At 44.5% G+C, this 23,225-nt stretch carries 21 protein-coding genes; 13 read left to right on the forward strand and 8 right to left on the reverse strand.

The window, feature by feature from the left end:
- The first annotated feature begins 22 nt into the window (after positions 1 to 22).
- From rsfS to lipA, 10 genes are all read left to right on the forward strand, one after another.
- A complete protein-coding gene (gene rsfS, locus K5620_RS14290; protein WP_016402198.1) occupies positions 23 to 367 on the forward strand; it encodes a ribosome silencing factor in 345 nt (114 codons plus the stop codon).
- Complete coding sequence (rlmH, locus tag K5620_RS14295; RefSeq protein ID WP_016402199.1) at positions 364 to 834, forward strand: 23S rRNA (pseudouridine(1915)-N(3))-methyltransferase RlmH; 471 nt, start codon at positions 364 to 366, stop codon at positions 832 to 834. The genes rsfS and rlmH overlap by 4 nt, the downstream gene beginning before the upstream one ends.
- A gap of 10 nt (positions 835 to 844) precedes the next feature.
- Positions 845 to 2,707 (forward strand): penicillin-binding protein 2, encoded by a 1,863-nt coding sequence (gene mrdA, locus K5620_RS14300; RefSeq protein WP_040307274.1) that lies wholly within the window; start codon positions 845 to 847, stop codon positions 2,705 to 2,707.
- A 2-nt stretch (positions 2,708 to 2,709) separates the two neighbouring features.
- Positions 2,710 to 3,822: a rod shape-determining protein RodA gene (gene rodA / locus K5620_RS14305; protein ID WP_016402201.1), complete on the forward strand. Its 1,113-nt coding sequence runs from the start codon at positions 2,710 to 2,712 to the stop codon at positions 3,820 to 3,822.
- Positions 3,823 to 3,830: 8 nt separating this feature from the next.
- Positions 3,831 to 4,808, forward strand: coding sequence for a lytic murein transglycosylase B (gene mltB / locus K5620_RS14310; RefSeq protein WP_016402202.1), 978 nt, complete (start codon positions 3,831 to 3,833; stop codon positions 4,806 to 4,808).
- Positions 4,798 to 5,607 (forward strand): septal ring lytic transglycosylase RlpA family protein, encoded by an 810-nt coding sequence (locus K5620_RS14315; protein WP_016402203.1) that lies wholly within the window; start codon positions 4,798 to 4,800, stop codon positions 5,605 to 5,607. The genes mltB and K5620_RS14315 overlap by 11 nt, the downstream gene beginning before the upstream one ends.
- Positions 5,608 to 5,700: 93 nt before the next feature.
- Positions 5,701 to 6,879 (forward strand): serine hydrolase, encoded by a 1,179-nt coding sequence (locus K5620_RS14320; protein ID WP_016402204.1) that lies wholly within the window; start codon positions 5,701 to 5,703, stop codon positions 6,877 to 6,879.
- Positions 6,880 to 7,003: 124 nt separating this feature from the next.
- The gene (gene ybeD / locus K5620_RS14325; protein WP_040307275.1) at positions 7,004 to 7,282 is read left to right on the forward strand and encodes a DUF493 family protein YbeD; all 279 of its coding nucleotides are present in this window, start codon (positions 7,004 to 7,006) and stop codon (positions 7,280 to 7,282) included.
- A complete protein-coding gene (gene lipB / locus K5620_RS14330) occupies positions 7,282 to 7,938 on the forward strand; it encodes a lipoyl(octanoyl) transferase LipB (RefSeq protein ID WP_016402206.1) in 657 nt (218 codons plus the stop codon). Before ybeD ends, lipB begins: the two co-directional genes overlap by 1 nt.
- Complete coding sequence (lipA, locus tag K5620_RS14335) at positions 7,935 to 8,903, forward strand: lipoyl synthase (RefSeq protein WP_016402207.1); 969 nt, start codon at positions 7,935 to 7,937, stop codon at positions 8,901 to 8,903. The genes lipB and lipA overlap by 4 nt, the downstream gene beginning before the upstream one ends.
- 82 nt (positions 8,904 to 8,985) lie before the next feature.
- Here the strand turns inward: lipA and K5620_RS14340 are convergent, their stop codons facing one another.
- From K5620_RS14340 to K5620_RS14360, 5 genes are all read right to left on the reverse strand, one after another.
- Positions 8,986 to 10,206: an OmpP1/FadL family transporter gene (locus K5620_RS14340; protein WP_016402208.1), complete on the reverse strand. Its 1,221-nt coding sequence runs from the start codon at positions 10,204 to 10,206 to the stop codon at positions 8,986 to 8,988.
- A gap of 107 nt (positions 10,207 to 10,313) precedes the next feature.
- Positions 10,314 to 11,303 carry an efflux RND transporter periplasmic adaptor subunit gene (locus K5620_RS14345; RefSeq protein ID WP_016402209.1) on the reverse strand — a complete coding sequence of 330 codons (990 nt, stop codon included), beginning with the start codon at positions 11,301 to 11,303 and terminating at the stop codon, positions 10,314 to 10,316.
- A 3-nt stretch (positions 11,304 to 11,306) separates the two neighbouring features.
- Positions 11,307 to 11,804: a hypothetical protein gene (locus K5620_RS14350; protein WP_016402210.1), complete on the reverse strand. Its 498-nt coding sequence runs from the start codon at positions 11,802 to 11,804 to the stop codon at positions 11,307 to 11,309.
- 68 nt (positions 11,805 to 11,872) lie between these two features.
- Positions 11,873 to 12,367, reverse strand: coding sequence for a hypothetical protein (locus K5620_RS14355; protein ID WP_016402211.1), 495 nt, complete (start codon positions 12,365 to 12,367; stop codon positions 11,873 to 11,875).
- A 48-nt stretch (positions 12,368 to 12,415) separates the two neighbouring features.
- Positions 12,416 to 14,392: an alkyl sulfatase dimerization domain-containing protein gene (locus tag K5620_RS14360; protein WP_016402212.1), complete on the reverse strand. Its 1,977-nt coding sequence runs from the start codon at positions 14,390 to 14,392 to the stop codon at positions 12,416 to 12,418.
- A gap of 151 nt (positions 14,393 to 14,543) precedes the next feature.
- Between K5620_RS14360 and K5620_RS14365 the strand changes: the two genes are divergently transcribed.
- Positions 14,544 to 15,473 carry a LysR family transcriptional regulator gene (locus K5620_RS14365; protein ID WP_016402213.1) on the forward strand — a complete coding sequence of 310 codons (930 nt, stop codon included), beginning with the start codon at positions 14,544 to 14,546 and terminating at the stop codon, positions 15,471 to 15,473.
- A 106-nt stretch (positions 15,474 to 15,579) separates the two neighbouring features.
- Here the strand turns inward: K5620_RS14365 and K5620_RS14370 are convergent, their stop codons facing one another.
- From K5620_RS14370 to K5620_RS14380, 3 genes are all read right to left on the reverse strand, one after another.
- Entirely contained in the window at positions 15,580 to 15,822 is a 243-nt protein-coding gene (locus K5620_RS14370; RefSeq protein ID WP_016402214.1) for a hypothetical protein, read from the reverse strand.
- Between the two features lie 109 nt (positions 15,823 to 15,931).
- Positions 15,932 to 16,516, reverse strand: coding sequence for a PEP-CTERM sorting domain-containing protein (locus K5620_RS14375; RefSeq protein WP_016402215.1), 585 nt, complete (start codon positions 16,514 to 16,516; stop codon positions 15,932 to 15,934).
- 694 nt (positions 16,517 to 17,210) lie between these two features.
- Positions 17,211 to 18,671, reverse strand: a complete 1,461-nt coding sequence (locus K5620_RS14380) for a DUF3360 family protein (RefSeq protein WP_016402217.1) — start codon at positions 18,669 to 18,671, stop codon at positions 17,211 to 17,213.
- Between the two features lie 360 nt (positions 18,672 to 19,031).
- On the opposite strand from K5620_RS14380, the gene K5620_RS14385 reads away from it, so the two are divergent.
- Both K5620_RS14385 and K5620_RS14390 read left to right on the forward strand, forming a co-directional pair.
- A complete protein-coding gene (locus K5620_RS14385) occupies positions 19,032 to 21,608 on the forward strand; it encodes a DUF294 nucleotidyltransferase-like domain-containing protein (RefSeq protein WP_016402218.1) in 2,577 nt (858 codons plus the stop codon).
- 256 nt (positions 21,609 to 21,864) lie between these two features.
- Complete coding sequence (locus tag K5620_RS14390) at positions 21,865 to 23,211, forward strand: family 8 glycosyl hydrolase (RefSeq protein WP_084681874.1); 1,347 nt, start codon at positions 21,865 to 21,867, stop codon at positions 23,209 to 23,211.
- Positions 23,212 to 23,225 lie beyond the last annotated feature (14 nt).

Genomic DNA, 23,225 nt, shown 5'->3' on the forward strand with positions numbered 1-23,225 from the left:
ATCCAAATTTGGGGTTCTTTTGTTGCAAAACCAACAACTGATCGATTTTGTAGTAGACAAAATTGAAGATATGAAAGGTCGAGATATTCAAAATCTAGACGTAAGCCAACTCTCTAACGTGACCGATACCATGATAATTTGTAGTGGTAATTCTAAGCGACATGTTAAATCCATCGCCGACAATGTAGTTAAAGAAGCCAAGCAAGTTGAACTTGAAGTGATTGGCATCGAAGGCATGGACGAATCAGAGTGGGTATTGGTTGATCTAGGTGATGTGGTATTGCACGTAATGCAAGACAGCGCTCGCGACTTTTACCAACTTGAAAAACTATGGGCACCCGCTGTTTCTGAGTCTAAAGCCGGATGAAAATACAGTTAGTGGCTGTAGGCACTAAAATGCCTGCTTGGGTTGAGACGGCCTATCAAGAGTATGCGCGTCGCTTTCCTAAAGATATGCCACTAGAGCTGGTTGAAGTAAAAGCCGGGAACCGCGGTAAAAATGCCGACATAAAGCGCATTCTTGATAAAGAAGGTGAGGCCACCTTAGCGGTTATACCTAAAGGCAACCGTGTTGTAACTCTAGAGGTTACCGGTAAAGCTTGGACCACCCCGCAGCTTGCGAAGCAACTAGACAACTGGAAAATGGACGGCCGCGATGTAAGCCTGTTAATTGGTGGCCCAGAAGGTTTAGCCCCAAGTTGCACCAACATCGCCGAACAACGCTGGTCGCTATCGGCACTCACTTTGCCCCACCCAATGGTGAGAGTTATCGTTGCCGAGACTCTCTATCGCGCGTGGAGTGTTACGGCTAACCACCCTTATCACAGAGAATAAACGCTAAAGTATGGCAAGACAGCGCGTCGCAATGCGAGACCACTCGGCTGAATCACGGTTGTTTAACCGTCGTTCATTAGTGGCTATTTTAGGTACCTTCGCGCTTATTTGTGTATTACTGGGCAACCTTTATTACCTGCAATTTGAACAGCACGAAACCTACACCACTCGCTCTAACGACAACCGCATTAAAGTTTTACCTATCGCCCCTCCCCGCGGCTTGGTTTACGATAGGAATGGGGTATTACTGGCAGAAAACCGCCCCAACTTTAGTTTAGAGATCATCCCAGAGAATGTAGACGACCTCGACCAAATGATCGCCGAGCTAAGTGAATTATTAGCGCTCAGCGAAAACGATGTTGAGCGATTTCAGCAAAACCGCAAACACACACGTCGCTTTAAACCAGTAGTGCTTAAGTCGCAACTTACTGAGCAACAAGTGGCCATGTTTAGCGTGCAACAGCACAAATTTCATGGCGCCAGCATCGATGCCAGCTTAATTCGCTTCTACCCCTATGGCGACAGCCTCACCCACTTATTGGGCTATGTAGCGCGCATTAACGCAAAAGACTTAGAGCGGTTAGAAAAAGAAAACAAACTGGCCGAGTACGATGCAACGCGCACTATCGGCAAACAAGGTATCGAGCGCTATTACGAAGAAATTCTGCATGGCAGTGTTGGCTATCAAGAAGTTGAAGTGAATAACCGTGGCCGAATTATTCGTACCATGAAGATTGTCCCACCTATTCCAGGTAAAGATCTCTACCTCAACGTAGACATTCGCTTGCAACTAGAAGCTCAAAGGTTGCTGGCAGGGCGCCGTGGTTCAGCGGTTCTTCTTGATGCCAAAACCAGTGGCGTACTAGCCATGGTATCTAGCCCAAGTTATGACCCTAACCTGTTTGTAAATGGCATTAGCAGCAAAAATTACAACAAGCTGCTTAACTCTACCGACCGCCCGCTGATTAACCGAGCCACCAAAGGCGTTTACCCCCCAGCTTCTACGGTTAAGCCACAGTTAGCTGTAATGGGATTAGAGCTGGGTAAGATTACTGTTGAGCAACGCATGTGGGATCCTGGTTGGTTCCAAATCCCTAATACCAAACGCCGCTTCCGCGACTGGAAACGCTGGGGACATGGTTGGGTTGATGTTTATAAAGCTATTGAACAAAGTGTAGATACCTATTTTTACAAATTGGCTTATGAAACCGGCATCGATGAAATGCATGCCTACATGAGCAAGTTTGGTTTTGGTAAATATACTGGTATTGATATTCATGAAGAAAGCCGGGCCAACATGCCTAGCCGTGAATGGAAGCGAGCTCGCTACCGTCAACCCTGGTGGCAAGGTGACACAATTTCTGTTGGCATTGGCCAAGGCTATTGGACCACCACACCAATACAGCTCGCTCAGGCCACCAATATTTTGGTGAACAAAGGTAAAATTATTACTCCACGCATTTTAAAAAGCGTCGGCGATGCCAACTCACACATTGGCTTACCGCCACAAATTCAAGCGCCTATAGCCTTAAACAGTGATAAAAACTGGCAGGTTGCTTTAGATGGCATGTACGGCGTAATCAACAAAAGTAACGGTACCGCGCGTAAAGCTTTTGAAGACACCACTTATGTCGCTGCTGGTAAATCCGGTACTGCGCAGGTTGTTGGCATTGCCGAAGATGCAGAATACGATGCCGAAAGCCTTAAAGAACAACACCGCGATAACGCGATGTTTGTCGCCTATGCGCCCTTCGAAAAACCCGAGATAGTTGCCTCAGTGGTTGTAGAAAATGCCGGTGGTGGTAGCTCCAATGCAGCGCCAGTAATTCGCGAGTTATTTGATAGTTATTTTGAAACCAAGGAAACCTTTTAAGCATGGGCAACTATAGCCAAGAGCAGAAAAACTCTTTGTGGTGGCGACTGCACCTAGATTGGCCTTTATTGCTTGGTTTAGTGTTATTAATGGGCTTGGGCATGTTTGTTTTATACAGCGCCAGCGGCGAGAGCATGGCGATGCTAAATCGCCAACTGGTGCGCATTGCCTTAGCGACTGTAGTGATGTTTGTACTGGCGCAAGTTCCCCCCGACGTATATTTGCGCTGGGCGCCCTTTTTCTTTTTCTCCGGTTTGTTGATGCTATTGGCGGTGCTGATAGTGGGCGATGTGGGTAAAGGTGCTCAGCGCTGGTTAGATCTCGGTTTTATCCGTTTCCAACCGTCTGAAATTATGAAGCTCGCGGTGCCCCTCATGGTCGCGCGTTATATTAGTCAGCATCCTCTTCCACCTAGCTTCAAACACTTACTGATTGGTGCCACCATTGCAATTGCGCCAACCTTGCTTATTGCTAAGCAGCCCGATTTAGGAACATCTTTACTGGTTGCGGCCTCTGGGATTTTTGCCTTGTTCTTAGCCGGGATGAGCTGGCGATTAGTGGGCGCAGCGGGTGCAGCGATTGCCGCCTTTATCCCTTTGCTATGGTTCTTCTTAATGCGCGACTATCAGCGCCAGCGAGTACTCACTTTACTTAATCCAGAAAGTGACCCACTCGGTGCGGGATACCACATTATTCAATCTAAAATTGCTATTGGCTCTGGTGGCTTCGCCGGTAAAGGCTGGCTGCAGGGCACCCAATCTCAATTAGACTTTTTGCCAGAGCGGCATACCGACTTTATTTTTGCCGTATTTGCCGAAGAGTTTGGCTTTTTAGGCGTAGTGCTGTTGATGTGTTTGTATTTCTACATCATTGGGCGCGGCTTGTTTATTGCTACTCAAGCACAAACAGCCTTTGGCCGCTTATTGGCTGGTTGCATTATTTTAACCTTCTTCGTTTATATCTTTGTAAACATTGGCATGGTGAGCGGTTTACTACCCGTGGTAGGTGTTCCGCTTCCTTTAGTGAGCTATGGTGGCACATCGATAGTGACACTGATGGCAGGTTTTGGCATTCTGATGTCTGTTCATACTCACAAACGGCTTTATGCCCAATAAGGATTGCTATGCGCTTATGTTGTTGCTTATTACTTGCTCTGTCTCAAATCTGGTCATTTTCTGCCTTGGCCAATACCGAACAGCAGCAACGTATTGAAGCATTAAGCCAAGAACTTGATATTCCGCTCGAGAGCTTAGAAAAAGCCGCCGAGCAAGCCACCTATCAGCAAGCGGTAATCGATGCGATTACTCGCCCATGGGAAGCCAAACCTTGGCACCTTTACCGCGATTTATTCCTTACCGAAGAACGTTTAGCAGCTGGCTTAGCCTTTTGGCAAAAGCACCAAGAAACCATAGAGCGTGCTGAAAAAGAGTTTAAGGTTCCAGCACAAATAATAGTCGCCATTATTGGCGTAGAGACCTACTACGGGCGACACAAAGGGACTTATCCAGTCATTGATGCCTTGTATACCTTAGGTTTCCATTACCCTAAACGCGGCCAGTTTTTTAGCAAAGAGTTTGCTTATTATATTCGTTTAGCAGAACAACAAGGCTGGGCCTTAGACGAAGTTAAAGGGTCGTATGCTGGCGCAATGGGCTTTGGTCAATTTATCCCTTCTAGCTATATTCATTACGGCGTAGATTTTGATAACGATGGCAAAGTAGATATGCTAAACAACCCAGTTGATGCCATAGGCAGCGTAGCTAACTACTTTGCTAAACACCGTTGGCAATTAGGCAAACCCGTAGTGCATGCCGCTGATTCAAACACTACACAAGCCAAACCATGGTTAAGCAAAAAGTTAGAAATTAACAATACTTGGCAAGAGCTGTATCAAGCGGGAATTAAAACCGAAGCGAGCTTAACAAATAACACCCGCGTTAAGCTGCTAGAGCTGGAAGAAGCGGAAGGCCACAGTTATTGGTTAGCGGAACATAACTTCTATGTGATTACTCGCTATAACCGCAGCCCGCTTTATGCCATGGCCGTGTATCAATTTAGTGAGCAACTACGAAAGGCTCAGGTGCAAACCAATGCCAATTAAGTTTAAACGCCTTGTCACCGCTTACTTGAGCAGTGTTGCCTTAGCGGCACTGCTTAGTGCTTGTAGCTCTTCACCAAGCGATCAGCGCTACGGGATGAGTAATGACAAGGCACCCGATTCAGCTCCAGAGCTAGATCATATTGAAAACCCCATCCCTCGCTTTGAACCATACAGCCGCCAAGGCAATCGTGACTACACAGTGCGTGGAAAAAACTACCAAGTTTGGCGGGATATAGAGCAGCACGAAGTTGAAGGCGAAGCGTCTTGGTACGGCAAAAAGTTTCATGGTCACCTCACCTCCAACGGTGAGATTTACGACATGTATAGTATGTCGGCTGCCCACAAAAACTTGCCGCTGCCTAGCTATGTAGAAGTTACCAACTTAAGCAATAACAAAACCGTTATTGTGCGAGTGAACGACCGCGGTCCATTTCACCAAAAACGCATCATCGATTTATCCTACGCTGCGGCTTACAAGCTCGACATGCTTAAATCTGGTACTGCCAAAGTAAAAATCAAGCTGTTGCGTTTTGATAACGATAATACCGCCACAAAGCCTCAACCGGGTGCTCAGCAATACTATGTTCAACTGCTCGCCAGTAAAAATCAGCAGGTATTAGAGCAACACCAGCAACAGTTGCAAGCTGAAGGCTTAAGCACTCAATTAGTTACCGAGAATGGCTGGCAGAAACTGCGATTGGGCCCCTATTATGATGTATTAAGCGCCGAGAAGTACTTGGCAAACATGCGTAAAGGTCCCTATAAAGACGCTTATATCATTAATCTAAAAGCAAACTAGTGGATTTAGAGCAGGATACTAACAAACAGCCGAAAAGTTTTGTTATAGTGTTTGCCGTCCGTGTTTATTGACTAACAAGCCAAAGAGCCAACCATGATAAAAAATGTATTTCAGCGTGTTAGCTGCGCCTCTGCGCTTCTGATTGCAAGTAGTATGAGCGTAGCTTATGCCGCTCCTCAAGTTATCCCTAATGCTCCTATTGTTTCAGCCAAAGCCTACTACTTAGTAGATTTTGACTCAGGCCGAGTGCTCGCTGCCGAAAATGAAGAAGACAGCTTAGCGCCTGCCAGTTTAACCAAAATCATGACCAGCTACATCATTGGTAAAGAAATCAAATCGGGCAAGCTTGACCCAAATGGCATGGTAACCATTAGCGAAAAAGCTTGGTCGAAGAACTTCCCAGATTCTTCAAAAATGTTTATCGAAGTAGGCAAGCAAGTCAAAGTTGCTGACTTAAACCGCGGCATCATTATTCAATCAGGTAACGACGCCTGTGTAGCCATGGCAGAACATATTGCCGGCAGCGAAGACTCATTCACCAGCTTAATGAATTCTTGGGCTGGCCACTTAGGCATGGTAAATACTCACTTCGCTAACAGCCACGGCCTAGACAGCACCGAGCAATATACCACGGCTAAAGATATGGCAATTTTGGCCACAGCAATGATCCGCGATGTGCCAGATGAGTACGCCATTTACAAAGAAAAATCATTCACTTTTAACGGCATTACTCAGCACAACCGCAACACACTACTATGGGATAAAAGCCTAAATGTAGATGGCATGAAAACTGGCCATACTAGCAAGGCCGGTTATAGCTTAGTTTCTTCAGCTACCAACCAAGACATGCGTCTAGTAGCAGTAGTTATGGGAACTAACTCTGCGAAAGCCCGTGCAGCCGAGAGTAAAAAGCTACTTAACTGGGGCTTTAGATTTTTCGAAACCGTTAAACCTTATAAAGCTGGCGACAGCTTTGTAGAACAAACTGTTTGGATGGCCGACCAAGACACAGTATCTTTAGGTGTTAACCAAGATATCGCCCTTACCCTACCACGCGGCCAAGCCAGTCAGCTTCAAGCAAGCTTTGAGCTAAAAGAAGAGCTAAAAGCGCCATTAAGCCAAGGGCAAACTGTAGGCTCTGTATATTTCCAAGTAGGTGAAGAAGATGTTGCCGAGTACCCACTAGTTGTTCTGCAAGAAGTAGAACAAGGCGGGATCTTCAAACGTTTACTGGATTACATTAAGTTGTTCTTTGCGTCTTTATTTAGTTAAGCAATAAGACCAATGCATAAACTCTAAGCCAATTGGCGGAAATTTTAGGCAAAGCTCACAAAAACGCGTTAGAATAACGCGTTTTTTATTTCTAGCTCGACCAAAAATCGCGGCTTAAATCAGTATTCTTAGGTCAGAAATGCAAACTAAATTTGATGAATATTTAGAGTTCCCATGTGATTTTACTTTTAAAATCATGGGCGTAAACAACAACACTTTAGAAGATGAAGTATTAAGTGTTATTCAAGGTTTAGCGCCGGGTGATTACAGCCCTAAAACGCGTCCAAGCAGTAAAGGCAATTACAAATCAATTACCTTGGTGGTTAAAGTTACCAGCAAACAACACATTGAGAGCCTTTACACCCAAATTGGTGCCATTGAAGACGTACGCCACGTACTATAATGCCTGAGCAAAACCGCTTAATCATTCGCCAACTAGGCCTTCAAGACTATTCAAGCATCTTGCAAGCTATGCGTGATTTTACTGATCAACGCAGCGCTGAGCAGGATGACGAGTTGTGGCTGGTAGAACACCAGCCAGTGTTTACTCAAGGTCAAGCGGGTAAAGCGGAACACCTACTAGCCAGTAGCGACATTCCGGTGGTGCAAGCAGATAGAGGCGGTCAGGTCACTTACCATGGTCCTGGCCAACTAGTGGCTTACCCCTTGCTCAACTTGCGTCGCCGTAAACTTGGTGTTCGCGACTTAGTCACCATTATCGAACAAAGCATCATCGAAACCCTTAGTCATTATAAGATTGAGGCTTTTGCTAAAAAAGACGCACCCGGTGTGTATGTAGACCAAAAGAAAATAGCCTCTCTAGGTTTACGTATTCGCAAAGGCTGCTCTTTCCACGGTTTAGCATTAAACGTAGACATGGACCTAAGTCCGTTTTTGCAAATTAACCCTTGTGGTTATGCCGGTTTAGAAATGGCACAAATTAGCGACTATGTTGCTAGCCCAAACATTAGTCAGGTTGCCGAACACCTTAGCAAGGTGTTAGTGAAGCAGCTGGCTTATAGCAGTACAGAACATCAACAAGGACTACCCACACTATGAGTGCAAAAAAAGTGCGTATGGAGCCCGGAGTAAAACTTCGCGATGCCGACAAAATGGCATTTATTCCAGTGAAGGTAATACCCTCGGAAAAGGAAACCATGTTACGTAAGCCAGATTGGATGCGTATTAAACTTCCTTCTGATAGCACTCGAATCAATGAAATTAAAAGTGCTATGCGCAAGCATAATTTGCACTCGGTATGTGAAGAAGCATCTTGCCCAAACTTGGCAGAGTGTTTTAACCACGGTACTGCTACCTTTATGATTATGGGTGACATTTGTACTCGTCGTTGCCCATTCTGCGATGTTGGCCACGGTAAGCCCTTAGCACTAGATGCCGAAGAACCCGCCAAGTTAGCTGCCACCATTGCCGACATGAAGCTAAAATATGTGGTAATTACCTCGGTAGACCGCGACGACTTGCGTGATGGCGGTGCCGCCCACTTTGCTGAATGTGTGAGTGAAATTCGCCAACGCAGCCCACATATTCAAATAGAAACCTTGGTACCTGATTTTAAAGGCCGTATGGATCGCGCTTTAGAAATCTTAGACAAAAACCCACCAGATGTTTTTAACCATAACTTAGAAACAGCTCCAGGTTTATATAAGCAAGTTCGCCCTGGTTCAGATTACCAATGGTCATTAACGCTGCTAAAGCGTTTCAAAGAGCTACACCCCAATGTACCGACTAAATCTGGCTTAATGATGGGGCTGGGCGAAACCAATGAAGAGATCCTGCAGGTTATGCGAGATTTACGCGAACACGGCGTAACCATGCTAACGCTTGGCCAATACTTGCAACCTAGTCGTCATCACCTACCAGTAGCGCGTTACGTGCCGCCAGAAGAGTTTGATGAACTAAAAGAAAAAGCAGAGGCCATGGGCTTTACTCACGCAGCTTGTGGGCCATTAGTACGCTCAAGCTACCACGCAGACTTACAAGCCAAAGGCGAAGAAGTGAAGTAAGCTTAGCTAAACCAGTTCCCTCTTCATTAAAAACCAGCAATTACATGCTGGTTTTTTATTGCCTTGCGCTTAATACAACAAACTAGAACTGGTAGTTGAACAATACTCCAAAGAAATGAACTGCCGCCTCATAATCACCTTTTAACGAGCTTTCTGCAGCAGAGCCTTCGAATAAGGTGTAATCAATACTTGGGGTGCCGCCGTAGTAGTACTCGTAATACATTTTCATCCGCCAGTTTTGGTTAATCTCGTAGCTAGCACCAAGCCCAAGTTTCCATAGCTCTCCGGTAGGCACATCTGGGTATTGTAAGCTCGGATCATCTTGCGGTGAGGTCTCGTAATATACACCACTTTCTAAGCGCCACTGCTGGTTTAAGGGGTAATGCATACCAACACTGGCAGAAAAGGTGTCTTGCCATTCTCGCGCGATGCCTGCTTCACGATTAGCCAGCGAAATAGCTGTTTCAGACACTTTGCTAAAATCGCTCCAGCCTAAACTCCATAATAAAGCAGGTTTGCTTTCAAGTTGGTGATAACCACTAACAATGGCCACAGCTGGCATAATAATGTTAATGGATGAAGAACTGCTGCGATTGTCAGAGCTAATATCACCATCCATATCGTGGTTTAATTCAGAGCGATAAGTAAAGCCGATACGATTGTCGTCATTGAATTTATAAAGGCTGCTAAGGGTGTAACCAAACTCGATACTGCTACCTTCCGCCGAAACTGAAGGTAAAAAGGAATCGGAGTAACCAGCAAAGTTTTGTTCTAATATGCCATATTCAACAACTAAGCCTAAACCTATCGACCAGTCATCTTTCACTTGGTAAGCAATGCTAGGATTAAACTGTACAGTAGTTAACTGTGCATCTTGTAGCAATAGTGAACCAGCGAAATTCGGCCCATAATCAATAATGGAACCGCCGGCAGATGCTATAGCTAAACCAACAGACCAACTATCGTTAAGCGGAGTAACGGCATATATAGATCCCACTGGCATCGCAGTACCAGCTTTCGAAGATGATTCCCCACCCGCAAACACGCCAGTTGAACCATTGTCGGTATAGTTAATGTTAGACACCATACCCTGCACATTAAATGCAAACGTGGTGGTGTTAAGTTCCGTCATTGCAGCAGGGTTAGCAAAAGCTGTTTCAGCGCCTTCGGCAACGGCTTGAGCCCCTGCACCAGCAGTGCTAATGCTCATCATGCCAAGTTCGGGGAACATGTAAGCGCCGGCATAAGCTTTTCCAAATAAGAAGGAAGCACTTACTAGCAGCAACATTTTGATTGTATTCATGAATAACCTAAGTTCAGCACTAAACAAAATTAGTACTGTAAAAATAATAAGTGGGGATTAAAACGTGTGTTGTACGCCCTCACAACGGGCGTACTTTTAAACAGCTATTACATCGCGTTTAAGTAAGACTTGTAAGAATGCAGGCGCACGGTAGCCGCACCAATAACATCAATAAAGCCAAAGAATGGATGCGGTTTATTAGCCGAAATCCACGCCGAACCCGTAGCGCCAATAGGGATAACTTTACCTTCGGGTTCAACAATTTCTAATATCACCGTTCGGCCATGCGAGCTGGCGTTTGCTCCCACATGTTGGCGAACACTTTGCGGGCCCTGCATTGGAGAGACCGCTGACTCACCGGTACCTGCAGTAAGGCTGTGAACTCTAGCTCGGAAAATCTCGCCTGGATAAGCATCCACATAAAACTCGGCAAACTGCCCTACCTCAACGTAACGATAGGTTTGATCCGGAATACGCATTTCCATAAACTTACGTCCAGTATCGTATATATGCATATTGCCCACACGGCTTCCGTCGGCCACATTAACCACTGCAACTTGGCCATCAAATGGCGCACGAATTGTTTTCCTTTCCTGTTCAAACTCAGTTTTTTTAGCGTCTGCATGTAGCGAAGCGAGGGCCGAATTAGCAATACGTAATTGCGAATGGTAGTACTCAACCTCACGCTGTTTGAAAATCTCTGGTGATTTTTTAGCCCTAGCCACATCCCGCTTTAACTGGGCAATAGCCTCTTCTTGTTTAACAATAGACGCCTTAATCTTCTCTAACTCGGCACTCGACGTTGTGTCGATAAGGGTGTAAATCACCTCACCCTGTTTAACGTATTGATTATGCTCTACATGGATCTTATCGATTTGTTCGCGCAATAGCGGCGACAATACCGAATGCGGAGCTTTAACCGTTGATGAGTAACTTAAATCTACTGGCGCCCATAGGCGAGAAAGCACGCCTAGCAATACCAAGATCATCAGTCCACCAGATACAATCCAAAACGCGCTTTTTAATGTCCATTTAATCGCCCCAGTAGAAACTAAAATCCACATAATTAGGATGTAAGGAATCATTACCTCTTTCATTGCTTAGGCCTCTGAATGTTCGGATGGACGACGAGGAGAATGCGCTTTTTGTCTGCCATTGCTAATAATTTTACTAATCGACGCACCAATATGTGCCCAGTTAGCAAAAGCGATAATAATAGCCAATACCCACCAAGCCTTATGCAGAAATAGGCCACATAACGACAAAGCAAAAACCAATTGAATATGTGCACTTTTTTTCTCATGTGCTTTATGCACTGCTACTTCGTGTAACTCCCACAGCAAATAAGCAACAAAACCCACTAAGGCGATAGTGACTGCAAACAGGTACCCACTAAAATACTCAGAGTTAAATAACACCATCATGGTGTTATTCGGTGTGTTGCTGTAGATGCTCATGTCGATGTCTTTAGAATTGATCGTTCCCATTGGGGCTAACAAATAAGCACCACCCAGCATCACCAACATGAAGCAGGTAAATTTAACTAACACCATAAAGATGATGCGGATCTTAGAAATAATCGTGCGAAGTAGGCGCATAAAGCCCTCCTCAAAATAAAGTTGAAAGCCGCTAGCAATGTTCAAAAACCTTGCCTACGCCTTAATGTTTAAGCCCTAGCTAAAAACAGCGATGCAAACCAACGCTCTAGTTGTGCTACATCCTCGGCGTTGCCATTTATGGCAATCAAACCTTGAGCATGCGCCTGCTGCCAACTTAGCGTTCCTGATGCAAGTGCGTCTAATACATCCAGCTCGGTGATCACTAGCAACTCTTGTTGACTAGGCCGGGTATTACGCCCCACTATTTTCAGCTTTGGCTCAAGCAAAATTTGTCGATAGTGCCCTTTAATTGCTTCAAATAAGCTAAAACTAATTTTGTCTGGATTAGCTTTAGCTAGGCTACGCATAAACAAATAAAGCTGAAATTGCTCAGGCTTATTAGCATTGCCTAAAGCGTCACGCATTCTCGCGTTTACAACACTTTCAACTACCGCTAAAGAGCCAGGTTCGGTCTGTAAATACAAACCGGTACTCTGGTGAAGGCCACATGCAGATACTGCGATTGGAATAATGACCAAAAGATAGCTAAACAATCTAAACATCTGAGTCCCCTCAAAAGAGGGGCCGCAAAGGCCCCTTACCAGCTTTGCTTAGCGTACAATTAGCATTAAGTCTTGTGGGCGAGTTGCTTGGTCAAAGTAGCTCATGAATAAACCGAAGTCTTTAATGCTGCCTTCTGCAAAACTAAAGCTGCCTGTTTCCATATTGCGGGCGATCACTTGCAGTGCATTTGGTCCAGCCATGAGTATTTGGTTAAGCACTGCACGAGATGTGTTGATCTGCACATTGGCCTCAGTTAGCACTTCTTCATGTAACTGAGCAATACCATTGCGGATCTCAATAGTGAAAGACTCACCAGTATCAGCAAAGCTGTAGCTCATAGACATGTTCACATCTATGGTTTTTTCAGCAATTAAGGTAGCGGTCATCATGTCGAAGATTTGTTTGCTTGGTAGCGCCGTTAATACGTCAACCGAGGCAAAACTAATTAGGTTAGAGAAATCACGCTCTCCCTCTAGCTCAGCTGCAGCGTTAAGAGCCCAGTTACGCCAATTAATGTTTACTTGCTCAGCAGACCAGGCTTTATAAGCATCAGCCTTAAGCTGGCGAGCCTGCATATCATCTTTATTCACGGTAATTGGGTACGATAGGATCTCTGCCGCAAAAGTGTAGTTTTTGGCTTCAATTGCCACTTTTGCTGTGTTGATAATGTTGTCACGTCCGCCCATTAGTTCAACGAAAGCCTTAGCGCGTTGCTGATAAGCCATCGGTTCTAGTTGCCAAGGATCAGCTTCAAAGAAGCCCACATAGCCAACGTAAATCTGACGAACAGCATGCGCAACGGTGCCGTAGTGTTCGCCTAACCAAGGATGCTCTGCTAGATGCTTAGGTAACTTCACCACTTCAACTAATTCGTCCGGTGTTAATCCTTTATTCATGTAACGAATAGTTTGGTCATGGGTATATTGAATCGCATCTCGATAAGCCGTTAAAACGTTAGCTACCGCTGCTTTACCTTCAACTGGACGCCCATGTGAGTTGATCATGATTTCAGTATCAAACTGACGCATCACATCAATACCTTTAAACCACATTGCTGGGTCGCGGAACTTAGTACCACGAATAGTGTGTAAGTTTGGGAAGTTTTCACCTTGCAATACTTCCGCAGCATGCAGGATTTTTTGCTCGGGTAGGTAAACAACCACTTCGTCTTTAGTCTCAGAAGGTACGTTTACAATTTGCATGTGCACGCCAGCAATAGTGATATCTAAGGTAGCGTTGGCCGCAATTAGTGTATTAGGCTCAATAAAAGAAATAGCGCCCTGCATAAAGCGCGGGCCAAGACCGTCGTTTACGGTACCGTGTTCGCCCTCTTCAACATGCTTTGCCCCAGTGTATGAAGTACGGTGACCAAACAAAGTACCAAGGTTAGATGACCAGTTTGCTACCGCATCGGTTAGGCCGTCCTGAGCAATAATTTTAACTGCACCAGAGCTTACCTCTTCATCGCTAACCCAAGCTCGCACACCAGAGATGTGGTCGATATGATTGTGCGAGTAAATTATTGCTTTCACAGGCTTAGTGGTGATTTGCCTAAATTGCTGTTTAACCGACTCAGCCATCTCTACAGACTCACCAGGATCAACAATGATGATGCCATCATCACCTTCAATCATAACTGGTGTATCAATACCAAATCCGTAGCCTAGGTAAACATTGTGGTCTACCTGAATGATGGCTTGATCCATCTTGCGGCTATGTTTAGTCAACGTTGGGTGAACATGCTCAGATTCAGCCGTGTAAGCTAAAGTCTCACCGGTTTTAGACAATACCTTGATTCGCTCACCTTTACCCCAGAACAGGTTTGATGAATGCTCAATCAACACGCCGTCGTTATAGCGAGCACCTAAATCAATATTTTGGTATTGGCTTGCTGCACTCGTTTGCAGTTCTTGTCCTACGCTAGAGCTAGCTTCGATTACGGGTGTTGCTTGGGTATATCCCGCTACAAGCAAAGTACTAGAAATAGCTAGTGGCAATAACACCTGCTTACATCGATTTGTCATAGTTCAACCTTAAAGCCTTACAATTATGAAATTGCAGCCACTTTATTTATATCTGGAGCATTAAAAAATAGGCTGATATGATTTCAAACTATCGTAAATACGATAATTACTTATAAGAGCTTTAGCACTAGCGTTAAATACGGTGAGCAAAATGCACAACGATATCCCCAAATACAATTTGCTGGCGGCATTTGCAGCGGTAATGGAGCATGGCAGTTTGAGCAAGGCAGCAGAGCACCTAAATACAAATCAGTCGACCATTTCTACTATGCTAGGGCGCCTAAAAAATGAGGTACAGCAGGAACTGTTTATTCGCAGTGGCCGCGGTGTAGCCCCCACCAATTATTCGGTAAATCTTTACGCGCAAATTCAAGAGCCGCTGCAGCAACTAAACTCGGTGTTCCACTCCTTTGGACAGTTTGACGCTGCTCACTCAAAACGAAATTTTGTGATAACCGCTCCCGAGCACTTACAGTGGGTATTACTCGATCAGTTTGCCAAGCTGCCCAATAAAAATATCAGCCTCGAAGTGTTCGACCAACCGGTATACGAAGAAAACATATACGACGCTTTAATCACGCAAGAATACGACCTAATGATTGATATTCTGCCGCCCAAAGAGCCAAGCTTGAATAGCCAAAAACTCTATGACGGCGACTTTGTGGTGGTATGTAGCCAAGACCATCCTAGGATTCAAGGCAGCTTATCTGAAGCGCAGTATATGCAAGAAGAGCACGCAGTATTAGAAAGAAAAAGACAACACCTTTACACCATGAGCCACTATACCAATATTGATTTAAGCAAACGGCGGGTGGCTTACCACGGTGGTTCGCTGTTTAGCAATATTATGATGTGTAGCCAATCACACTACCTGTCTGCTGTGCCTTTATCCATGGCGTTACAGTTTGAAGAACGGCTACAGCTGCAGGTTTTTAGACCACCATTCGAATTTAAACCTGTGTCCAATTACCTTATTTGGCCGAAAAAGGTTACTCAAGATCCCGCAAATACTTGGCTAAGAAATGAGTTGATTAACATAGCTAATAAAATTGAAGAATATATGCAGGAAAATTTTCAATAAGTGCCCAAGACCTAGTTTATAAACTGACGCTTGGCAAAAGATAAATCTATTAGCAGCACAATAAAAAAAGAGAGCCTTAAGGCTCTCTTTTTAAATACTTATTCAACTAGTTTGGTGAAGCTGTTAAACCACCACCACCAGCACCGCCACCGTTACCCGGTAAGCTAGGCACAAAGTCTGGCAAACCAGCACTAGCTAACAAGTTAGCTGTAGTAATAGGCGTTCCAGCACTAATCGCTGCAAACAAATCGTTTGGAGACAGCGTTGGTGCTGCAGGCGCATCCGCCGCAACGGCATAGGTACTAGAAAGCAACAAAGCTGCTGTCAAAGTCCGTTTTACGTAAACCATAATTGGCTCCTTCTGTTACAACGTCGAACAAAATATAAACTACATATAAAAACAGCTATTAACAAGATTAATTAAATGAAAATTCAATGACCCTGTAAGCTGCTATAGTTTATTTAGCGAAAAATGAACCGCGCATTCTTCTGCCCACAATGGCAAGTAAACCAAATAGCACTAAGGCATAACTTGCTGGTTCTGGAACTGAAAATTGCTTACCGCCAATTACACTTCCTTCAACTGCAGCAACCACTGTCCAAGCGCCACTTTCTACTAGGCCGTCGTCAAACAAACTGCTATCACTCCATACAGCAAGAACATCAAAGGTAGGCTGCCAAGCTTCGATTTGATCCCAAGAGTAAGGGTTATAGTTTTGCCACACTAAATTAGCGCCATTAAACCAGTAAAACTCGAGGTCCAATAGGCCATTTAAGTAGAAGCCAGTACCTTCATCTGTAGTTTCATCTAACATATCAAGATCAAGCATAAATGCCGCTCGAATGTCAGAGCCTGCGTCAAACACGCTTTGAGCAACAGGAACGTTAGGAAAAGCAGTCGGATCACTAAAAGGTGTTGGAAAATCACCTAAATAGGTTTCCACTCCCGGTGCTTGCGCTGGGTTGTCGCTAGTTAACATTACCGTTGCATTTGCCGACATAGCCATAAACAATGTCGTTAAGGTTAATAGTAGTGCTTTCATTGCTCAGATCCTTTGCTGTTATTAAAAGGTATTCCTTTAACGCACTAGATTCTTCGCAAGTACTAAGCCAAATCTATAGAAAGACTTATAAAATAATTAAGGCTATGTTTTATAAAGATTTTATTCTTAGTAGCCCAAAACCACATAGTGATGCAGATCACACAAAGTGTAAGCTATATCGACAAAGCAAACCTTTATCAAAGCGCTTCTAGCCTAGGTTTATATGACAATTTGTGGTGGTAGCAGCTAGGCGAGGCGCTATATGTCTATACATCCGCTGTTTCTAAAAGTTCTGGTATTTGTCTTTAAGCAAGTAAAAAACACCAGCATTTAAAATGATGAAATTTTTCTACAGAATAATACGTCGAAAATTTAATCAACCGCAAAACACCACTCAATAAATGATGTTTTTATGATGTTTTTATGAAAGCGCTATTCATCATAAATATGGTCATTACAGCGCTAGATCCTAACCAAAGAATAAAGTGTAAAGAAACCCGACACTGAAAAACATCAGCAAAAACAACTGGAATTGATGCTCATCGGCATTTAAAGCGAGCTACTTTAGTCAGAAAACAAAAGGTAAAAGCCGAATTAATGTAGTTAAGGTACTTTGGTAGTAGTGTTTTTTGAAGAAATAAAAAGGCAGCCAAAGAAGCTGCCTTGTAGCTAAACCAGATTGCATTTATCTCGTTTAATTACCAATTAAAGCTGGAATGCCAGGAAGCTGGCCCACCATCGCTAGCGATCCCACACAAATCACAAAGGCTACGCCCGGAATAAGGTACTTATCTTTAGCTGATAGTTCTTTAGCGCGCTCATGGTCGCCAATTAAGCCCATGTTATCTAGGAGCATGGTAGTGGCCCAACCAAACACTGGATTAACAAAAGCACAGGCAAAAATACAAATACCGGCACTTAAAGAATCTTTGTGCTTGTGAATCATTTGCATGCCAGCTTCAAGCAAAGGCAAGAACACTCCAACGATAAGAGCAACACGCAACACAGGCTCCCACATGGCTAAGTCCATTGGATAACCAAGTACCGATGCCAATACACACAAGATACCGGTTAACAAAGCACCACCAGGAATCGGGCGCTTAGCAATAGCGGCAGGGATCATGTAGGTTCCCCACGATGAGGCTAAATTACCTCCGCCCAATAATGCCCCAACACCTTGACGCACAGATGCACCCACCATGGTGTCATCCACATCCATTAACACGCCTTTGGCTTCTTTCGGGTAATTAAGCTCTTGGAATACACGGTGACCTAAATAATCTGGTGACCACATAGCAACCGCAAGCAAAGCAAAAGGAATAACCGCAATGAAGTGCTGAAGATTCGGCCAGCCTAATTGCCAACCAGTATCTTCACCCCACCAGTAAAATGGACTGAAGTGTGGCAAACCTGGCGCGGTAGTAAAGGCAAAATCTGCTCCACATACATAGGCAACAATACCCGCTAACGCTGAACAAAGCGGAATAGCTAACCAACGCTTACCTACTTTTGCTAAATAGGCATACACTAAAACGGTAACGCCAATCACCGCAAATGATATGTAACCTTGGTTTCCAGCTGACGCCCAAGCTTCTGTTTTGTTAATTTGACCAATTAAACCCACAGCACCAAGGTAAATCAACAAGCCCCCTCTAACACCAACCCCGGTTAGTGTCATTAACTTAGAGCCCCCCTTGGTATAAGCCAAAATCAAACCAAATACACACACCATTAAACCCAGCGCTAGCGGGTGTCCTCCTGCAGCAGCAATCAAGGGAATTAAGGGGATCATTGGCCCATGGGTTCCGGCCAAGTTTGCATTGGGGTTTAAAATAGCAGAGAACAAAATTACAAATAAGGCGCCGGCAATAAGCAGCTCATAACGTACGTTTTCGGCAACAAACTCTGGCGATAAGCCAAATTGCGCGGCAAACGCGGCAACCATTGCGGTTACCATCACTACTTTACCAATGGTGGCGGCTAAGGCTGGAACCCAATCCTCAATCTCAATGCTGTAATCTCGCAGTGGTAAATGGATCCCCCAGCGACGAAAACTCATAATTTTGAGATCGTGGTTCAAAAATTCTTCACGGTTGTCGAATTCCTGCGCTTTTCGGCGCATATCTCTATAGAATGTCTTGTTCTTACTAGACATGTTTTTACTTCCTATGTAATTGCGGGGGCCATTGCGCATTAACTTCCATTTATGCTCTGTATGTTAACCTTCGGCTAACACGAGACGACATCCCAGACGCTACAGAACACCTAGTAAGCAGGTGCCTAAAAGCTGGGAGCTAAAGCCACATATTTTCCCGCAGGCTGAAAAAAGGGTACGATACGCGCCCTTAGTAACTGGTACTGGAAAATTTGTCTTAGTATAAGACAATAAAGTTTGATGACTTTTTGATTTAGATTACTTTTCATGCAAGTTAACTGCTTTTTATTTTACCCTTTCATCGATATGCTAATTCTCTACTAATTGTTATGCTGAACTTAGTTCAACCAACTGATTACGATGAAAATTTCCGAGCACGCCCAGCGCACAGAACAGCTATTTGGCATACGAGCAGAAGACATCCACAAATGGATTGACGGCTTTTTCGACCACGACGGGTTTGATCACTACCTGCGTGAAGGCAAGCTAGACCAATATGACCCTTACGACCATCGCCGGTTTAGGCACTGCAAAGAAGCACTTCAAGAAGCCTACCAAGAGTTCGATGGCAAGTACTCTCGCCAGCAAATTAAGAACGTTGTCGAGACTCATATTAAAGATGACTACGACGGCTACCTGCCTTCTCGAGCCGATTTTGAAAATGGTACTTTTACCGCCAAATACCACGATGCCACCCACAATGAAGAACTCAGTGCAGTATTAGACGCCAAAGAGCTGGCGGAATATTTTGATGGCCTACGTGATAACGAAGCTAATCAACAAGGTTTTATTGGCAGCTTTGCGTTTCGCATTGTACTGCCCACCATTTTGGCCATTATATTGTTTGTCAGTGCGGTTGCTTTGGTGATTATCCCGCTGGTAGAAGACTCGATGATGGGTCAAAAGCAGCAAATGATCAAAGAACTCACCTCCTCGGCCATTAGCATTGTCGACAGTTATGTAGCGCGAGAACAAAGCGGAGAACTAAGCCTAAGCCAAGCACAGGCGAAAGCGGCCACCGAGCTAAAAGCAATGCGCTATGGTGATGAAAATAAAGATTACTTCTTCATTACCGACATGCATCCACGAATGATCATGCACCCCTACCGTAAAGACTTAAAAGGCCAAGATCTCACTCATTACTCAGACAATGAAAACAAAAGTGGCAAACACATTTTTGTTGAGTTCACCAAGCTGGTTAAAGCCAACCATGAAGGCTACTTAGAATACCTCTGGCAATGGAAGGATGATGCCAACAAAACAGCGCCCAAACTTAGCTACGTGCAAGCAGTGGAAGAGTGGCAATGGATAGTCGGAACCGGTGTCTATTTTGACGATGTGCAAAAAGAAATCGATAAGCTAGAACAAACGCTGTTTACCACCTTTTTCCTCATTACCCTAGGGCTTAGCGCCATAATGAGCTACATCATTGGTCAAAGCCGAACCATCGAGAACCGGAAAAAGCGCGCCGAAGTTGCTCTACACGAGGCGAAAGATCGTTACCGCGCCTTGGTTGAATCATCCAACGAAGGTTACATTCTAGAAGCCGACGGCGATATTCTTTACTCAAACAACCGGCTACATCGTATGCTGGGTTACAGCGACTCAGAGCTTCAAAGCACCACTATTTGGCAGCAGCTATTTCCCGCCAACGCCAAAAATACCCCTTTATTGCAGCATTTAGATGGGCTATTCAAACACACCGCCGAGCCTGCAGAATTTGAAGCCTGCTTAAGCACCAAAAGCGGCAAACAGCTAGATATAATTGTTAGTTCGTCAAAGATATTCTTTTCTGAAAAGCATGGTCATGTGATTTCATTCCGCCAAATAACCCGAAAGATTTATGGCGGCGCCTATGGCCTTGTAAAGCAAGTCAGCGATTACCAAGTGTTAAACAGTCGAGTGGTCGAAGATATTGCGCTTAGCGATAGCCAAGGTGGCGTGGTAGAAACCCTTAATCAACTGCCAGACTTAATACGCGAGATGATTGATGCAGGCTCTCGCCCTGATAATCTTCGCCGAGCTATTGGCAGTGCCTACGATGCGGCCATTTGCCGATTTATAGATCTAAGTATTAAAGAGTTAGGAAAACCGCCGGTCCCCTTTTCCTTTATTTCCTTTGGCAGCAACGCTCGTCACGACATGACGCTATTTTCAGACCAAGACAACGCCATTGTATTTGAGACGCCCAAAGATCCGAGCAAACTAAAACAAACCAGACGCTACTTTTTGCACCTGGCCGAGCGAGTTTGTGGCCTACTAAACCAAGCCGGTTACCCCTATTGCGATGGTTTGATTATGGCTACCAACCACCAATGGTGCCTAAGCCTAGATGAGTGGACCGCAAACTTTAGCGCCTGGATTAATCACGCAAAGCCCGATTCGATATTAGAGTTAAATGTATTTTTTGATATACGCGCGACTTATGGAAAAAAACAACTGGTCGATAGTATCCAACAGCATATTCAAACAACGGTGCAAAATCAGCCGCAGTTTCTAGCCACCTACGCCAAAAATTGCCTGTCATACAAAGTGCCGCTCACTAGCTTTAAACAAATCAAAACCGAGAATATCGACGGCGTAGAGTCAGTTAATCTAAAAGCCTGTTTACGCCCCATGGAAATTTTTTGCCGAATTTACGCACTTAAACACGATATTCGCGAAGCGAACACCATGACAAGACTTAAGCAGCTAGCCGCCAAACAAGAAATCGACGCCATGAGCTTTCGCGAGATGGTCTACATTTTCGACCATATTTGGCAGCTGCGCTTTATGAATCAAATTGTAGAATACACTGATTTGCGTAAGGTAAATGATGTACTGGCCTTGGCAGATTTAACCGAACTGGAGCAACAAAATCTGCGCAACGTATTGAAAAGAATTAGCTTATTTCACGACAAAATTAGCCATGATTTCCTCAATGCTAAATCTAGCTAAAAGGAAATCTATAAATGAACAATAATTCCCCTCCGGTAATTATTAAATTTACACAGCTGCTTTTACCATATTTGTTTGCCTTCGCCAGACTAAGCCGATGCAACGCAAACTATCCAGATTTCACAGTCTTTTGCGGAAAATCACAGTATAAGCCCCCAGCCCTTTGCACTAGCCTGAATACATCGTTTGGCTTAGCACGTATTTAAAAGCCCTATGAACAGTGATTACAATTAGAACAAAGGTAACAAAGCATATTATGACTATGAATATTTTTACCACCCACCGTAATACCCTAATGAAAACGGTGAAAACCTTGGCGCTTTGCGCCTTGCCTTTAGGTTTGGCCTCTTGCGCGGCTCCCGTTGAGCAATCATCAGCTCCAGCAACTAAGCAAAGCAACACTAGCACCAGCAATATTAGTGCTCCTGGGGCTTTTTATTCTGGAGAATACCGCAATGCCTTTGTTGAGCTAGGTATCGCTTCACCAGAACAAGTGAATAAGAAAGTACAAGATACTTACCAGCAGCTGTTTTACTCTGATTCTCGCAGTGAAAGCGGCAAAGCGGTGTTTTTCCCGGTTGGTGACGACATGGGCTTCATTAAAGATATTGGTAGCAACGATATTCGCTCGGAAGGTATGTCTTACGGCATGATGATCGCCGTGCAGATGGACGACCAAGAGATGTTCAATAAGCTTTGGAAGTTCTCTAAAACTTACATGCAACACCATGAAGGCTGGTACAAAGATTACTTTGCTTGGCATTTAAGACCAGAAGCGCCGTTTGCCAAAATGGATAACAACCCTGCGCCAGACGGCGAGCTATACTTCGCCATGGCCTTATTCTTTGCAGAAAACCGCTGGGGTGCCGGCGAAGGTATTTTCCAATATAGCGATGAAGCTAACGTAATTCTTCAAGCCATGGTTAACAAAGAAGAAACTAATTCGCAGGTTCCGATGTTTAGCCGCGACGAGAAGCAAATCTTATTTGTTACCGAAAAAAGCCTAGGTTTATACACCGATCCGTCTTACCACGTGGCTGCTTTTTATGAGCTACTAGGCCGTTGGGCAGATGAAGACCAACAACTATGGCTTGATGCCGCACAAGTAAGCCGCGATTACTTGTATAACGCAGCCCACCCAGAAACAGGCTTGTACTCTGAATACGCAGCTTTTGATGGTACTCCACAAAAGACCTCGTTTAACGATATTAGCCATAAATCTGGTTACGATGCGTTCCGCGTAATTGGTAACATTGCCATGGACTACCACTGGTTTAACGATGACCCTCGCCAAACTGAGTTAGCTGACCGTTTAATTTCGTTCTATGCCGACGAGTACAAACGTAAAGGTCAAAACTTTGCGGTACATGAAATGGGCGGAAAGGTTGCATCTGAATGGGGCAGCTCTGGCCAAAACGCAATGAACGGCACTGCTGCTTTAATTACCGATAGCCAAGAAGCCAAAGAGTTCACCGAACGTTTGTGGAAACAAGCTACGCCAACCGGTAAGTGGCGTTACTACGACGGTTTATTGCACATGTTTGCAGTACTGCAAATGTCGGGTGAGTACAAGATTTACGGCCCAACAGACGCAAATCAGTAAACAACCACTTTAAA

The sequence above is a fragment of the Agarivorans albus genome (assembly GCF_019670105.1).
In the GTDB taxonomy this organism is placed as follows: domain Bacteria; phylum Pseudomonadota; class Gammaproteobacteria; order Enterobacterales; family Celerinatantimonadaceae; genus Agarivorans; species Agarivorans albus.